Raw genomic sequence first — 16,408 nt, forward strand, 5'->3', positions numbered from 1 at the left:
TTAGTCCCACCATAAGTACAACTTCCTGGTTTCTTTCATTTCTTCAATTAAACCATTGATGCTACCTGACCCTTGTTCCACGATATCTGGACAAAAATTATAAATTTCTTTTGCAATTGCCTTTAGGTCGCCTCTTTGAGGGAAAGTTTCAAAATTTGCTTCCACCCAATCATAGTCCCCGCCTATGATCTTGAAAGGGTATCTCCTGTTCCATTCCTTGAGTTTAGATATAACCATATCGTTATTTATTTCATAATTGTCCCCATTCGTCTGCTGCAGCTTCAAGATATCAAACTGGTCTGACCCTGGCATGATGGCGATTTTTTCACGATCTGATTCACATATAAAGGGCAAATAGTTTATTGACTTAAGTTCCTCCATTAGTTTTAAAACAATAGGCTCCGCTTCATCCTGATTGACTGCCAAACAAATCCCAGCAATTTCAGGAGGGTTATCTGTATACAGATTCGATTTGTAAAAGGGTTGCAACCTGCCATTTATATTCCTTTTTATGATTTCAAGAGCTTCATCTGAAATTCCGCTTTGTTCCAGTTTAAATTCGGTTTCTTTACTCCTGCCAAAACTAAAAATATTTTTCCAATTCATTTCCATTCACCTGCAATCTTAATTAATCAGATTAAAATACGGAATGACTAGATTGGCATGTTCTACTGGCCGGTGGTTTTCTATGTAGTAGTCCTCCGCTTTCCAGTATCTGTTCCTGAACTTTTCGGTGTTCTGCTGGGTTTGATAGCTTTCCCGAGCAAATCTTATATCCCTTGGACAGTCTATAAAGACGGTATAATCAAAATATGGTCTCCATTCCTCTCTCTGGAGAAAAACTCCTTCAACAATAAAAACGGATTTGCCTGCAAACTTCAGCTTTTTATAATCATGTTGATCCATCTCATTATCATAAAATGGGAGGTCGATTTCGTCTAATTGCATCAAGTTATCAAATAAGAATTTCCTTAACCACACTACATCCCACTGCAAGTAAAAATACTCCTGCCATTCCTCGTGGCCGGTATTGTATCTTTTCGACTTTCCAACAATATGGTCATCCATATGAATGATCATATTTCCAATGAGTTTTTCAGTAAGCATTGAAGAGAATTTCCTCACAAATGTTGTTTTTCCTGACCTGCTAAGACCATCTACACCTATAATAATGCGTTTATTTTGACGAACAGCACAAACAATTTTTCTCAATAATTCATCTACACCGTCCATATCGCAGCCTCACATTTAAAAGTTAAAAATACCTTTACTTATTCGCTAGGTCGACACATATTTCCTTTTTCAGTCAAAAATAAAGCCGCCTTTTAAAGGCGACATTATTTGCATTGCAATTTGTTATTTATTTTCTCTGCCTCTTCAATGCTTTCTTTCAACCAAATGGGAGCATTGGTGTGTGCAAAAATTTCTGCTGCAGTCATCCAATATACTCCCTCCACTTCATCTATACTTTTCGCATATGGTTCGCCTGCATCAATTTCACAATAAAACACTATGTCGAGCACTTCCCTTCCATCCGGAAGAACAAAAGATGTATTCCGAACATATTTAACATCATCCTTTAATGTGATGCCCACTTCCTCAAAGAGCTCCCTTTTCAAAGTTCGCTCAAGTAATTCCTTTGAAAATCCCTCGTTTTCGACCGTTCCGCCAACAAGCGAAAGAAGCCCTCCAGCATGTTCTTCTTTTGAGCTCCTTTCAATAATCAGCCACTTTCCTTCCCTGTAAATAGCACCTTCTATATTTAAAATAAACATTTGTGATCCTCTTTCCAATTGTTCTTCTCATAATCGGATACACTCATTTGTATCCCTTCTTTAAGCCGAAAGGCCTGTAACTTTTTTCAAAGGTCCTAAGCAGGAATTTTTACCAAAAAGTTACACATAATTATTACCATTTGAATTTACTGAAAATTCGATAAATTTACACATGCTTTTCCAACATTACTACTTGTATAATAGTAATACACCTGGTATTACTAAAGGTCGACCAACAAAAATAGGAGAGTGATCAATTTGTTAGAAAACATTAGTTTTGCAATGGTCATCGGTGGATTTGTTGGACTGACAGCGCATGTGAGAAAACGGGGCAAGATCATCATGCCGAGAAGGACAAAAAAATTCATTTACCTTGGTTTCTTAGAAGAAATCCTCACCGGTTCATTAGCAGCTGCACTATTGGTAGTCTCATCTGAAGCCGATTCCATGCTTAGAGTATTTTTGATGTCCATCATGGCTGGTTTCGGGGGTGATGCCTTACTAAGGGGACTGGAGTTATTTCGAATAGGAAGCAGGAACCCGGGTGGGGAGGATATTGGCAAATGAAAAAAATACCCCAGCCTAAGAGAGAGAAGTTTGCTAACGCCATTGGTCAAGCAGCTTCCAAAGTGCTTGTTTTTTTTTTGATGAAAATGAACTTGGGAAAATTTTTATCCTCGAATACTTTCCGCCACAAACTTTCTTACCTTCCATTAGATTTTATTTACAATCCCATTCTTTTTCACATTTTAAATAGAAGCAAGGGGAAAAGTAAGACTAAAACCATGAGGAGAAAATTATGGACTTAAGACTTTTCCAGCAGATGAACAAGCTTTCTGGACAAATATCACCTGTTGATCATTCGATGATCTTCATTTCAAAACGACTCCGGTATGTGTATCTAATTGTAATTGTAATGCTATTGTTCAAAAACCGAAAAAACAAAAGGATTGCTCTTGAAACGGGAAGCTCAGTACTGATAAGTGTAATTGTGCAGTTTTTCATAAAATTATTTTACGCTAAACCTCGTCCTTTCCAGAAAAGACGAGTCGGGATTTTGATTCCGTCCAAAATGGATTCATCTTTCCCAAGCAAGCATACAATCCTGGCTTTTGCAGCCTCAACTTCAATATTGTTGTTCCATCGGAAATTAGGAACCATCATGATGTGGATGTCAGCGCTAACTGGATTTTCACGCATATGGGTTGACCACCACTATCCATCCGACATCCTCGGGAGTGCACTTCTTGGATCACTGATTAGTTTGGTGACTCGCATCGTTTCATTCAGTAAGTTCGGTAACAATCCAGAATCCAGCTAACAACTTTTTCCTTAATGACGGACACTTTTACGGATTTTCCTCTCATTTCTGTGTCCGTCATATCTGGCATAAATCTTCTTTTTGGCAAATGTGCAAAGGTACTTTACATAATCTATTTACAATCCACTATTATCTCTTTGCCTATTTTTACTCATAATCACCTATTCCCGTTTTTCTCCACTCAATCGCTCTACCTCTTTTTCTAAAAAATCCAGACGTCTGTGAATACGGTAAATTATCGGTAAGTAGGCAATAATAACAATGATGAACCAGCCCATTGTTTTCCTCCTTAAGCATATTAGATTATCTTTAAATCCTGAATTAGTTATTTATTTCGTTTAATTGAGCATAGATCCTTCAAATAAATGAATTTATATGTGTTTGGCATTGGATTATTTGAGTTTGCTTTCATTGTTTGCTACAGTTAATTTAAGGAGACTTATACCTATCTAGATGTTGTTAAATAATTTAATATATTGCTGGGGAGTGTACATAAAAAATGGAATCAACTTTTATCCAAAGAGATGAAGTGACCGATTTCATTCAATCCAATAGAGAACTTTTTGAACAACACTTGTTATCAGAAGCGGTGAATGTAGCTTCGAAGATTAATGAGATTCTCCAAAAAGGGAATATCGATCTTTTAAAAAACGCTGAGAAATTAATTGTCTATATTGTGGAGCAGCAAGAAGAGAATCTGGTTGCTTTCGCTGAACAAGAAGGGATTGCCTGGGCAGAACATTCTTTGACTGTTGCGTTCAAGCTGGAGTGGATTCAGGCCATTCGCCGAACTTTGTGGAACTTCCTGAACAAATATGATCAAACGTACAACCGATTTTCTGACCGAGAGGAATTCTTCCAACTCGAGAAAAAAAATCAATGATCGAGTTGACCAATTCCTGAATACCTTTTTTCTTACATATACAAAGTACAAAGATGAATTGCTGAACTCGCAGAGGAAATTAGTTGAACACTTATCTGTCCCTATTATCCCAGTCAGCAGTTCTGTTGCTGTACTTCCTCTAATCGGTATGATGGATGACTACAGAATGCATATTATCGAAGAGAGGGTCCTTATGGATATTTCAAAACTGAAAGTCCAAACATTGATTATGGATCTTTCTGGGATCGCGGACATGGAAATGAACGTCATTTCCCATTTCCAAAAAGTATTGAGCGGTGTCTCGATGATGGGTTCAAACGCTGTTATAACCGGCATGCGTCCTGATCTTGTTCGAAAAATGATACATGCAGGAATCACTTTTGATCAAAAGGCAGAAACCAAAGGTACGCTACAGCAAACATTGAGATCCTACCTTGATAACGAAGTTGCGAAATAATATAGTAAAAGCCCCTATATGTGAGAAAACATAGGGGCTTTTACTGTTGTCTAGTAAACTCTTTTGTCCAGCTCGGACACGAGTTTATTATTTTCTTCTATATCTTTATGGATTCCGTCGATTTCTGAGGAAATATTCAATTCCTGATGTTTGACAGAACTGATTTTCTGCTGCTGAGCTTTCTGCTGTTCATTGATCATCTGCAATCGATCTGCCAGGGAAGTACTGTCAGCCCTAATAGAAAGGATACCAGACGAAACATTTTCAAGCTCCTTATTTTGCAATTTCACCTTCCCGTCAATTTGCTGCATCAAGTCATCAAAGTCAGTGAAGGAAGAAAAGCTTGAACTGATTTTGCTTTCAATTCCCTGTAATTGCGTCGATATATTTTGTGAGGCATCTGCAGACGCAGCAGCAAGCTTGCCCACTTCTTTTGCCACCACTGCAAATCCCTTGCCATGTTCCCCTGCCCTTGCCGCTTCAATCGAAGCATTTAAGGCAAGAATTTTAGTTTGAGCTGAGATCGATGATATCGTTGAGCTGATACTGCCAATGGTTTGTGTTAAACCAACCAGTTCCTTTAGCAATTCCGATGTTTGTTTCATATGCTCGGAAGCCTGTTGATTATCTTGGATGACAACAAAAGACCCATCTACTACCTTATGGATTGTATCACTGTATAAGCCAATCTTCGATTCCATTTGTTCAAATACGGTAAAAAATTGGGATAGGGCGTCTTTGTTCTCAGTAAGCTCATTCTCTAGTTCATTGATTGAAACCAGATTATGATTCACACTTTGTTTAATCATCTGTGTGGATAAAACAATATCACTGAAAGTTTCTTTCATAGCTTCTACGAATACGCCTGCTTCCTCCTTCTCAGCAGTTTCCTCTGCGTCCATCCCTGATTTGTGAATCTGATAAATGGTACTCAAAATGTCGTCAATTGCAGGACGATCAAATTGCGAATCCCCAATATAGCTGTAACGGATGACATGGTTTTCGTCCAAGACATACGTGCTGGGTATGGCTATACGGAAACTGTCCCATTTTATCGGTACAAAAACCTCATATTGCTTGATTACTATTCTCTTTTCATCAGATAGAATCGGAATCTTGATGCCTTCTTTATCAACATACATCTGGATTCCCTTGATGTTCTGCCCTGCAATCCCCAGGACTTGTATTCCCTTTTCTTTTAATAAATCATATTGTTCATTCAGCTGGACCAGCTGATTCCGGCAGTTTGGTCACCATGTGCCTCTTAAGAAAACAATGATAACAGGCTGGCCTGCGAAGTCTGATAAGCTGTATTTTGTATTATTCGTACCCGGCAAAGTAAAATCAGGTGCTTGCTTGCCTACGTTCAAACCTCTATTAGCCAAAATAATCTCTCCTCTTACAACATCATGTCTTAGACTATTATCGGCTTAGCTTAAAAGATGTTAAAGAATCAACTCTCTATATCTGCAAAATTTCGCGGATATCTTCCTCAGTCAGCGACACTGAACTTTTTTCTTCGATAATTTCTTCGATCATGTTCCGTTTTTTGTCCTGGAGCTCATTCATCTTCTCTTCAATCGTTCCTCTGGCGATCAATTTGATGACCTGAACTTTATTTTTCTGACCCATTCGGTGCGCACGGTCCGCAGCTTGTTCCTCGACGGCTGGGTTCCACCATAAATCATAAAGGATGACTGTATCTGCTCCTGTTAAGTTCAAGCCTGTGCCCCCTGCTTTCAAGGAAATCAGGAAAAAGTCCCTCTCTCCTCCATTAAATTTCTCGCATGTCTCGACTCGATCCTCAGGAGGTGTTTGTCCATCAAGATAAAAGAAAGGAATGCCCTCGTATGCTAACTCCTTGCCAATCAAGTCAAGCATTTTCGTGAACTGTGAAAATATAAGTACCCTTCTCCCGGCAAACCTGGACTCCTCAATGATTAGTTTCAGCTGTTCAAATTTAGCAGATCTTCCCTTGTAGCCGTCTACAAACAAAGCAGGGTGGCAGCAAATTTGCCTTAAGCGTGTAAGTCCCGCCAGGATCTTGATCCGATTTTTCCTGATTGTATTCTTATCCAGCTGCTTTAATGTTTGATGGCGAAGTTTTGCAAGGTATGCAGCGTAAAGCTTTTTCTGTTCAGGCAGCAGTTCAACTCTATCAATTGATTCAATTTTCTCAGGCAGCTCCCCGAGCACTTCTTCCTTTACCCTTCGCAGTAAAAATGGCCGAATCCTGCGGGCTATCGACTTGCTTGGAAGATGGCTGTATTCCTTCAAGCCCTGGAATAATTCAGGAAATACCACCCGGAAAATAGACCATAATTCCTCTATCGAGTTTTCAATCGGCGTACCGGTTAATGCGAAGCGGTGGTCTGCCTGTATGTTCATCACTGCTTTCGCCGTTTGAGTTAGCGGATTCTTGAAAGCCTGAGCCTCATCGAAAAAGGCAGTATGGAAATTGATTTTTTCGTATAGATGAATATCCCTGCGCAGAAGCATGTATGAGGTGATCACCACATCAATACCCGAAACATCATTTAATAGTTTTGCCCGCTCCGACTTATTGCCATCGATGATGACTGCCTGAATTTCAGGAGTGAATTTCAAAAATTCACTGAGCCAGTTATAAACAAGGGAGGATGGACAAACAATTAGAACGGGCTGCTTTCTTTCCTTTACTTGTGATAATTCTGAAGCGATATATGTGATACTTTGCAGTGTTTTACCAAGGCCCATATCATCTGCAAGGATTCCGCCAAATCCGTAAATTGCGAGAGTTTTCATCCATTGAAAACCCTGTTTCTGGTAGTCACGCAATATTGGCTCCAATCTAGCAGGGACATCATGCTTAAGTTTACCCGGTGTGCTTATTTCGTCCAGAAAACTTCGGAACGATTCCTCTAAATGTAGTATGGATCCATCCTCGAATGAGTCTAGCATTTGCATCCCGCGAACGATCGGGACATTTAACCCTTTTTCCAACTCTTCATCCTGGATGGGCTCCGCCTTCAAGAAACGCTGGATTTCTTCCCATTCCTTCGTTTCTAGGGACATCAAGGCACCATTGCGCAAACGATAAAATTTTCGTTTTTCTTCGAGAGCTTCAAGGATATCCCTGATCTGTTTTTCAGGTATCCCATCCATTTCAAATTTGAATTCAAGCCAGTTAGTCCGCTCTACTTTTTCACCTTTACACGTATTTGCGGTCGTGCAGGTTCCCTGAAGATCCGATTCCTGACAGCAGTTGTAGCGTATACCTGTACAAGCTTTTGCAGCTTTGGCATGACATGGTACAGAAATTCATATTCTAGCTCTTCATTATGTAAAAAATAACCGCCATCCGTTTTCGCGAAAGAACCCTCATCCAGCAATTCCAGGATCTGGTCCTCCCTGACCATATCCCTGATTAACAGTGAATTGACTTTCGGTTCCCTATCCTCAAGAGGGTTGAAAACTATTTTCCCATACTGGAATTCAATCCCTGCCAGTAATCGGTTATTCACCCGATCGAGGTAGAGCTTTGGAATCAGCGGCTCGGTTAAAAATTGCTTAGTTATGTCGCCATCTATTTGTACTTCCCCAATACGGCGCAGTCCTGGCACCACTTTTTCCACAAAGAAGCCCATCTGGTCCTGTAAAATCGGTATGCTATCGGTTCTTGACTGCGCAAGCATATTTTTCAGTTCAAATAATCTGCTGCAATCCTCGGTGCTGAGCTGAATCAGCTGGGTTTTCATCCAAATGAGATTATATTTATGAAGAACAATCAGATTTGAAATACCAGCAATTTTTAACGAGTAGTCTTTGTCGGTGCCTTTTTCAAAATTGAACAAAAGCGGCAGCCTTTCGGTGGAAACCTGAAACTGCCCGGTAACTTCGCCTGCCTCAATAAATAAAACCTCTGGAGCCTTTTTCAGCAGCGGCACTAACTGTTGCCAAAAGGAGGGCGGAATGATTAATGTTGAGAAGTCATTCTCATCCTGCAACGATAACTCTGAATCATGGACAATTTGAATAAGTATTTTGATGATAGAGTCGATATCGTTTTGGAAACAATGAAGCTTTGGGTCATAAGTGAACAAGTCAGATAGTATTGCTGACTGCCGATTCGCTACATTCTTAAGGAATTCTGAAATATCCTCAATTTTAATTGGACCAATGTTCATCGTGACACCCAGCATCATTTGCTGATCACTTGCTTCTACTGGCCCGATTCCGAACACTGTGTTCAGTATCTTCCTTGTTTCAAAATGCAGTTGATGGCCGCTTGTCCTTCTAGATTCATTACTGAAAATGTTCAGCAGTCCTTCTGCGAGGGCATTTACTGGCCGATCATAATTTTTTATCGCATTTGATGTCCTTTGCTTTTGCTCATCTAAAATCGCAAGCAATACTGCCGCCACATGCTGGCACTCATGTGTAACAGATGCAAGCTTGGGACATGTGCAATCAGTTGTGAAATGGCTGTCATTACTTTTTGTGACCGTGACTTTAAATACATCCGCCCCGGTTACGGTTGCTTTCACCCAATGCTCATTGTTATCAGTAAACTCGACTTTTCCCGCTCTGTAAAACGCATCCCCTCGCTTGAAGGAAACAGTTCCGCATAAATCTTTGATGACCTTTTGATTTAGTTTGATATCCATGGTCTGCTCCCTCCAGATAGATGCATTAATCGATAAGTATTAGTGTAGACCTTAAGTATCCATTTGTTAAGCAGGAATGTAAAAAGCATGGAGAATTCTCCATGCTCATCCCTGTAAAAATTGAAAGAATGCTCTTTTGACGACATTCCAAATTAATTCATCAGCTAATTCCTAAAAATATTTGAGAGCAAATAATTCGTTACCCAATAGTCCACTAATGAAATTAAATCTCTATAATAATCGGCAAAATCATCGGTCTTCTCCTTGTCTTTTGGAAGATGTGCTGCCCTACTGCTTTTTTGATTCCCTGCTTAATGACATTCCAGCGATGGATATTGTCTTCTTGAAGTTCGGTTACTGTCTTCGTCACGAGATTATTGACATCTCTCATCAAATCCTCCGAGTTTTTAACAAATACAAATCCGCGTGAGATCGTATCCGGTCCTGAAATAATCTTCCGTTCTGCTTTGCTTAAAGTCAGGACAATGACTAGCATTCCATCTTCGGATAGCTGCTTTCTGTCCCTGAGTACGATTTCACCGACATCCCCGACACTTATACCATCAACATAAGTATCACCTGCTGGGACATTGCGGGTCTGGCGCGCATCACCATTCTCTATGTCAACAATATCACCATTTTTAACAATGAATGTATTCCCTTTTTCAACTCCAACCGATTCTGCCAGCAAGCGGTGGTGATGCAGCATTCTATACTCCCCATGAATCGGGATGAAATACTTCGGCTTCATCAAAGTCAGCATCAGCTTAAGATCTTCCTGGTAGCCATGGCTGGAAACATGCATGCCAGTTGTGCTGCCGGATCCGTAAATGACTTTCGCACCGAGCTTGAACAAATTATCGATAATCTTGGAAACATCCTTTTCATTTCCAGGGATCGGCGACGCAGCCATGATGACTGTATCACCAGGATAAATTGAGACGTCGCGGTAGTTTCCTGTTGAGAGGCGGGAAAGTGCAGCCATCGGTTCTCCCTGACTGCCTGTACAAAGAATCGTCACTTTATCAGGATCCAACTGGTCGACAACATTTGGTTGGATCAGCATTCCTTCAGGAACATTCAAATAACCTCGTTCTATAGCCACGTCGACTACGTTCACCATACTCCTTCCCAGCAACGCAAGCTTCCTGTTCGTCTTGATCGCTGCCTCGACAACCTGCTGAACCCGGTTGACGTTAGAAGCAAACGTTGAAACAAAAATCTTTCCATCTGCCTTCATGAAAGCTTCTTCAAGATGGCTTGCTACCATTCGCTCAGAAGGTGTCAAACCCTTGCGCTCAGCATTTGTACTCTCCGATAACAGAGCCATAACACCTTCCGTACCGATTTTCGCCATCTTATGGATTTCGGATTGCTCATCATTAGCAGGCGTCAGGTCGAATTTGAAGTCTCCCGTGTGGACAACATTCCCCTCAGGGGTGTGGAATTCAACTCCAAGACAGTCCGGGATGCTGTGACTTACTTTGAAAAAAGAAACCTTCACCTTGCCAAAATCCAATACTGAGTCAGAATTGACTTTATTCAGCTCAGTCCCTCTCAGGAGCTTATGCTCACCAAGCTTCAATTCAATTAATCCGAGAGTAAAATCCGTTGCGTACACTGGCGCCTTTAATTTTTTGAAGAAATATGGTACTCCTCCAATATGGTCCTCGTGTCCATGGGTCACAATCATACCTTTGATCTTTTCTCGATTTTCTTCAAGGTAAGTCATTTCAGGAATGATTAAATCGATTCCTAATAAACTTTCATCAGGAAACTTCCCTCCGCAATCAATCACAAAAAGATCGTCCTCATACTGGACAACATACATGTTTTTTCCGATTTCATTAATGCCGCCCAAGGCGAATATAGATAAAGTCACTTCATATCCTCCTAATCCGTAGTCGATTTTGTTAGTATTGCCAGTTTTTAACCGATTATTTAGTTTCTAAACGGGGATTGGTCTTCCCCAAACAGGATTTTTAGTTTTATTGAAGAAAATTAGTGTTTTAAATTGATGATTTGAAGCAAACTCAATGATTTTAATTCAGCAATAAACACTTATTGGCGATAATTTAATTCTATTGGCGGTTTTCACATGTTTCTTGGCGAAAAATAGATTTTATTGGCGGTTTTCACACGTTTATTGGCGAAAATGAAATTTTATTGGCAAACTGGAAATAATCATAATTTTTTTCCAGTTTCTCCACAAAAATAGACCAACTCGCTCATTAGCGAATTGATCTTCTTTACTTATTTTTCAATCCATGTATACATGTACTGATCGTCTTCAATATCCCTGGCTTTCTTCACCGTCTTCAGCGGTCGGAAGGTATCGATCATGACAGCAAGCTCAAGTGTTTCTTTTTTGCCGATGCTTGCTTCTGTCTTGCCTGGGTGTGGTCCGTGGGGGATTCCGCTTGGGTGCAATGTGATCGACCCTTCTTTGATTCCTTTGCGGCTCATGAAGTTTCCTTCAACATAGTACAGCAGCTCATCGCTGTTGACGTTGCTGTGGTAATATGGTGCAGGAATCGCTTCAGGATGGTAATCGTAAAGCCTCGGCACGAAGGAGCACACGACATAATTATGGCCTTCGAATGTCTGGTGCACTGGCGGCGGCTGATGGATCCGGCCAGTGATCGGTTCGAAGTCCTCAATATTAAATGCCCATGGATAAAGATAGCCATCCCAGCCAACAACATCTAGCGGGTGGTGGTTCAGCACATGTCGGTGCAGAAACCCGCGCGTCTTTGTGATGACTTCATGCTCCCCTTTTTCAGAGAAAGTGACAAGTGACTCAGGTCCGCGTATATCTCTTTCACAGAACGGACTATGCTCGAGCAGCTGTCCATATTCATTGCGATAACGGCGAGGGGTTGTAATCTGGCTAAACGATTCAACAATCAGCGCCTTTGTCGTCTCGGAATCATCTGGAACAACCCTGTACATCGTGCCGATTGGAATCACGACATAATCACCAGGAGTATAGTTTATAGTTCCAAACATTGTTTCTACTTTGCCGGATCCATGATGAAAAAAGAACATCTCGTCTCCATCACCATTTCGGTAAAATTGCTTCATCGGTTCAGTAATATTCGCAAACCCGATCAAAAGATCATCATTGCCAAGGATATATTCTCTCCCACTTAATGCATCCCCAGTTTGCGTGATCTGGTCAGTCAGGAAGTGCCGATGGTTCAGTGAGCCCTGTTCCTCATATTCAGGCAGGTAGCTGCCGATCAATTCGCTTTTCACTACCTCTGTTGGCATATGGTGGTGATAAAGGATTGATTGTGTACCAGAAAAACCTTTTGTTCCCATTACCTGCTCCCGGAACAGCGAACCATCTTCCTTTTTAAAAATCGTATGGCGTTTCTTCGGGATTTCTCCCAGCTGGCGGTAGTACATGAAAACACCTTCTTTCTACTCTTCTATAATTTTATTTTTCAGGACACCAAGTCCTGTAATCTCAAGTTCCACTTCATCGCCCGGCTCAAGCCAGCGATGAACATCCGTTCCAAGTTCGAGGATACAGCCTGTTCCTACCGTACCTGAGCCGATCACTTCGCCAGGATACAGAGTCGTACCCGCTGAGGCACGCTCGATCATTTCACCAAAGGAATAATATAAATCTTTCATATTTCCCTTGGACAGCTCCTTGCCGTTGACTCGGGCAGTCATTTCAAGGTCATAGCCTTTCCCAGCTTTCAGGGATTCCAGCTCATCTCTGGTCACCATATGAGGACCGAATGAAGTGGCGAAATCTTTGCCTTTCGCCGGACCTAGTCCCACCTTCATTTCCTGACGCTGCAGGTCGCGGGCACTCCAGTCATTCATGATAAAAAAGCCAAAAATATGCTGTTCAGCATCTTCCGCTTTAATATCGCGGCCTTCTTTACCGATGACACAGGCAATTTCCAATTCATAATCCATCCATTCACAAGCCTTAGGCCGCCTGATTTCTTCCTCCGGACCCTTGATGGCAAGATGGTTGGTAAAATAAAAAACCGGAAACTCATACCATTCAGGAATCATTTCAAGGGCCTCGGTTTTCCCTTGCTGTTTTTACATGCTGCTCGAATGCGTAAAAATCACGAACACTTTTCGGATTTGGAAGCGGAGCTTTTAAGCTGACTTCATCCAATGAATATGAACCATTCCCCGTCTCAAGCAGACCTTTATTATTTTCGATATACTCCATGAATTCCGCATAGTTCTCGATGAATGCAAGCATATTGTCAGGCAATGTGCCGTTCGATGCTTCGTGCATATCGACAGCCTGATTCTTTGAATTAATCCAGCCTGAACCTGTCGAACCGTCTTTTTTCGTGAACGTTATGAACTTCATTTCATCACCTATTTCCTTTGCAGCTCAAAGGTTTTTGCCAGAGGCAGCGTGTACGTCGCTCCTGCCAGCCTTCCTACCGGATTCAATTTTTCCGAATTGATACGCCCGCCTTCATAAAGTTCATCGGCGACATGCACATGGACAACCTTCCCAATGACAAGGCTGCCAGCTCCCGCTTCTTCCCCGCCAAAATGCAGAACCTGATCAAGTACACATTCAAGATGTACCTTTGACTCCTTCACCCGGGATGGCTTAACAGCCACACTGTCGACCTTGGTGAGACCAGAAGCTTCAAATTCATCCACATCTGAAGCGAATTCAGTGGCGCATTCGTTCATCTGCTGAACAAAATCCTCACTGACAATATTAATGACAAATTCGTTTGTGCTTTTCGATGTTTTTCAGCGTATCCTTTTTCGAGCCATCAGTCCCTCTCCTCATTGGTGAAAAGCAGACCATCATCGGATTCGAGCTGATGACCGTAAAGAAACTGAATGGAGCTAAATTGGCCTTCCCGTTTTCATCCTGGCTGGAGACAAAGGCGATTGGCCGGGGCAGGACAGAGCCTTGCAAAAGCTTGTATGCGTCTCTCCATTCAAGATTATCTGTTTTGATTTCCAAGACTTACACCGCCCTTTCGTGAAAAAGCTGGCTAACGATTCTCAAAATGAATTCATGATCCTCACGAGATCCGAGAGTAATCCTGAACGCTTCCTTGTATCCCGGAAGCTGCATCTCTCTGACCAGGACGCCATTTTCAGTCAGCTTATGGATAACCGATCTATTCGTAAAAGCAAATAAGAAGTTGGATTGTGATGGGAAACTCTCAATCTCCAACTCTTTGAACTTTGCACTCAGTAAGTCTCTTTCTGCACTATTTTTACGAGAGCAGTCTTGAACGAAATCCTGGTCTTCCAATGCAGCCATCGCTGCTACCTGGGCAAGCTGGTTGACATTGAAAACATCCCTGACTTTGTAAAGTTCCTTAGCAATTTCCTCATGCATGATGCCGTAGCCAACACGCAGGCTCGCAAGGCTATAGATTTTTGAAAAAGTCCTTAGGATGACAATGTTTTGATATTGTTCAAGCAACGGCATCGTATCAAGGTATTCATCTGAATCCGCATATTCAAAATAAGCTTCATCCATAATGATCAGGACGTTTGAAGGTACATTGTCGATAAAAGAAAGCAATTCCTGTTTGGAGACGATTGTCCCAGTCGGATTGTTCGGATTGCACACAAATATCATTCTTGTTTTTTCGTTAATCGCATCCTGCATGTTCTTGAGATCATGTCTGCCGTCGTTCATCGGCACGGTGACCGCTCTGCCGCCTTCGATCAGCACATTCGTTTTATAGCGAGGGAAAGTTACCTCCGCCATGACCGCTTCATCATTTTTATCGATATAAGCCCGTGTAAGCAGGCGAATAATTTCTTCTGAACCATTCGAAACAAGAAAACGCTTCTGGTCTAATTCATAATGAGATGACAGTTTTTCTACGATCCCTGATGTCATTCCGTCGGGATAGAATGCCAAATTAGCAGATGCCTCCATGATTGCGTCTTTGACCTTTGGCGAAGTGCCATAGACATTTTCATTATCCGAAAGCTTCCTTACCGTAGTGATTCCATACTGTTCTTTGATTTCCTCAATCGTCTGGCTGAGGGCATACGGTGTGATCCCTTCAAGTTCTGCTCTTGCCTTAATAATCATGTTCATCCCCCATTTTTCTGCCGCCGTTTATAACGAAAAGGGAGCGATTCGCCCCCTTCTGTCCCGGCTATTAAAGGTTGCCGCGTCTTTCCTGTTCCCGCTCGATTGATTCGAATAGAGCCTTAAAGTTTCCTTCACCGAAGCCTCTTGCTCCTTTTCGCTGAATAATTTCGATGAACAGCGTCGGACGGTCTACGATTGGTTTTGTGAAAATTTGCAGTAAATAGCCTTCATCGTCACGGTCTACTAGAATGCTAAGTTCCTTTAACTTATCAATCTCTTCGTCAATTTCGCCAACTCGCTCTGAAAGCATTTCATAGTATGAATCAGGTGTGCTCAGGAATTCCACTCCATTCTCATGGAGCTGTGCTACTGTACTGACAATATCCTCTGTTAATATCGCTAGATGCTGAACGCCAGGTCCGTTGTAGAATTCAAGGTATTCCTGGATCTGTGATTTGCGCTTTCCTTCTGCCGGTTCGTTGATCGGGAACTTGATGCGGCCGCCATTGTGCATGACTTTGGACATCAATGCCGAATACTCAGTCACGATATCCTTATCAGTGAAGTGCTTCATTTCCTTGAAGCCCATTACATTCGCATAATAATTAACCCATTCTTCCATTCTCTCAACATTGCCGACAACATGATCGATGCCAATGAAACCTGCGTCATTCACAGGAACAGTTGTCTGGTGCTCAACAAAGCCTGGCATGAAAAGGCCCTGATAATTTTTTCTTTCAACCAAAGTATGGATTGTGTCTCCATATGTACCGATGACAGCCTTCTTTAAAGTACCTTTCTCATCAGAAACCTCATGCGGTGGCTGGATTTCAATTGCGCCTCGCTTAACCGCTCCTTCGTATGCCTTCTCGACATCATCGACGGCCAGCGCGATATCCTTGACGCCATCGCCGTGAGTCTTGACAAACTGCGCTACACGAGATGAATCGTTGTATGTTCCAGTTACAACCAGACGGATCTTCCGCTGCTGAAGCACATAGGATGTCGTTTCACGGTTACCAGTTTCAAGACCGGAATACGCTACTACCTTAAAGCCAAATGCAGTCTGGAAAAAGTGAGCCGCCTGCTTTGCGTTTCCTACATAAATCTCTAAATAATCAACATCCTGAACCGGGAAAAAATCCTCAGTACTTTGCCCAGATACCATAACTTTCTCTTGCATTGTAAAACCTCCCGAAAGAATATTTATAATATTAAAAATTATTTTATAGTAGTTATCACTGCGCTCTCAAGAG

General features: G+C 41.7%; 13 protein-coding genes and 3 pseudogenes. 4 read left to right on the forward strand and 12 right to left on the reverse strand.

All coding sequences use genetic code 11. The features are described 5' to 3' along the window. The 3 genes from LC048_RS12125 to LC048_RS12135 form a co-directional block, all read right to left on the reverse strand. Nucleotides 1–606 carry a DUF4253 domain-containing protein gene (locus LC048_RS12125; RefSeq protein ID WP_226601327.1) on the reverse strand — a complete coding sequence of 202 codons (606 nt, stop codon included), beginning with the start codon at nucleotides 604–606 and terminating at the stop codon, nucleotides 1–3. 18 nt (nucleotides 607–624) lie between these two features. After that, nucleotides 625–1,233, reverse strand: a complete 609-nt coding sequence (locus LC048_RS12130) for a kinase (RefSeq protein ID WP_226601328.1) — start codon at nucleotides 1,231–1,233, stop codon at nucleotides 625–627. 104 nt (nucleotides 1,234–1,337) lie between these two features. Further along, nucleotides 1,338–1,775 carry an NUDIX hydrolase gene (locus LC048_RS12135; RefSeq protein WP_226601329.1) on the reverse strand — a complete coding sequence of 146 codons (438 nt, stop codon included), beginning with the start codon at nucleotides 1,773–1,775 and terminating at the stop codon, nucleotides 1,338–1,340. 258 nt (nucleotides 1,776–2,033) lie between these two features. Here LC048_RS12135 and LC048_RS12140 point away from each other — a divergent pair, with 258 nt between their 5' ends. From LC048_RS12140 to LC048_RS12155, 4 genes and pseudogenes are all read left to right on the forward strand, one after another. Then, the gene (locus LC048_RS12140) at nucleotides 2,034–2,342 is read left to right on the forward strand and encodes a DUF4257 domain-containing protein (RefSeq protein ID WP_226601330.1); all 309 of its coding nucleotides are present in this window, start codon (nucleotides 2,034–2,036) and stop codon (nucleotides 2,340–2,342) included. Beyond that, entirely contained in the window at nucleotides 2,339–2,584 is a 246-nt protein-coding gene (locus LC048_RS12145) for a hypothetical protein (RefSeq protein ID WP_226601331.1), read from the forward strand. Before LC048_RS12140 ends, LC048_RS12145 begins: the two co-directional genes overlap by 4 nt. After that, nucleotides 2,575–3,096 carry an undecaprenyl-diphosphatase gene (locus tag LC048_RS12150; protein ID WP_306050374.1) on the forward strand — a complete coding sequence of 174 codons (522 nt, stop codon included), beginning with the start codon at nucleotides 2,575–2,577 and terminating at the stop codon, nucleotides 3,094–3,096. Before LC048_RS12145 ends, LC048_RS12150 begins: the two co-directional genes overlap by 10 nt. A gap of 499 nt (nucleotides 3,097–3,595) precedes the next feature. Next, nucleotides 3,596–4,436 (forward strand): annotated as a pseudogene (locus LC048_RS12155) (STAS domain-containing protein). Nucleotides 4,437–4,486: 50 nt separating this feature from the next. Here the strand turns inward: LC048_RS12155 and LC048_RS12160 are convergent. The 9 genes and pseudogenes from LC048_RS12160 to hppD all read right to left on the reverse strand — a co-directional run bounded on the left by LC048_RS12160 (nucleotide 4,487) and on the right by hppD (nucleotide 16,335). Continuing rightward, on the reverse strand, nucleotides 4,487–5,821 hold the full coding sequence (locus tag LC048_RS12160; RefSeq protein ID WP_371932065.1) for a redoxin domain-containing protein: 1,335 nt from the start codon (nucleotides 5,819–5,821) through the stop codon (nucleotides 4,487–4,489). Between the two features lie 76 nt (nucleotides 5,822–5,897). Next, nucleotides 5,898–7,580: a DEAD/DEAH box helicase gene (locus LC048_RS25080; protein WP_371932035.1), complete on the reverse strand. Its 1,683-nt coding sequence runs from the start codon at nucleotides 7,578–7,580 to the stop codon at nucleotides 5,898–5,900. A gap of 32 nt (nucleotides 7,581–7,612) precedes the next feature. Continuing rightward, complete coding sequence (locus LC048_RS25085; RefSeq protein WP_371932036.1) at nucleotides 7,613–9,082, reverse strand: SNF2 helicase associated domain-containing protein; 1,470 nt, start codon at nucleotides 9,080–9,082, stop codon at nucleotides 7,613–7,615. A 223-nt stretch (nucleotides 9,083–9,305) separates the two neighbouring features. Beyond that, complete coding sequence (locus LC048_RS12170; RefSeq protein ID WP_371932066.1) at nucleotides 9,306–10,913, reverse strand: ribonuclease J; 1,608 nt, start codon at nucleotides 10,911–10,913, stop codon at nucleotides 9,306–9,308. Between the two features lie 422 nt (nucleotides 10,914–11,335). Beyond that, nucleotides 11,336–12,493 (reverse strand): homogentisate 1,2-dioxygenase, encoded by a 1,158-nt coding sequence (locus tag LC048_RS12175; protein ID WP_226601336.1) that lies wholly within the window; start codon nucleotides 12,491–12,493, stop codon nucleotides 11,336–11,338. Between the two features lie 15 nt (nucleotides 12,494–12,508). Beyond that, nucleotides 12,509–13,433, reverse strand: a pseudogene (locus tag LC048_RS12180) (fumarylacetoacetate hydrolase family protein). An 8-nt stretch (nucleotides 13,434–13,441) separates the two neighbouring features. Next, a pseudogene (locus tag LC048_RS12185) lies at nucleotides 13,442–14,054 on the reverse strand (flavin reductase family protein). Nucleotides 14,055–14,057: 3 nt separating this feature from the next. Then, nucleotides 14,058–15,149: a histidinol-phosphate transaminase gene (hisC, locus tag LC048_RS12190; RefSeq protein WP_306050376.1), complete on the reverse strand. Its 1,092-nt coding sequence runs from the start codon at nucleotides 15,147–15,149 to the stop codon at nucleotides 14,058–14,060. Nucleotides 15,150–15,219: 70 nt separating this feature from the next. Further along, a complete protein-coding gene (gene hppD / locus LC048_RS12195; RefSeq protein WP_226601340.1) occupies nucleotides 15,220–16,335 on the reverse strand; it encodes a 4-hydroxyphenylpyruvate dioxygenase in 1,116 nt (371 codons plus the stop codon). Between the last annotated feature and the right edge of the window lie 73 nt (nucleotides 16,336–16,408).

This window comes from Mesobacillus subterraneus, assembly GCF_020524355.2.
GTDB classification, from domain to species: domain Bacteria; phylum Bacillota; class Bacilli; order Bacillales; family Cytobacillaceae; genus Mesobacillus; species Mesobacillus subterraneus_C.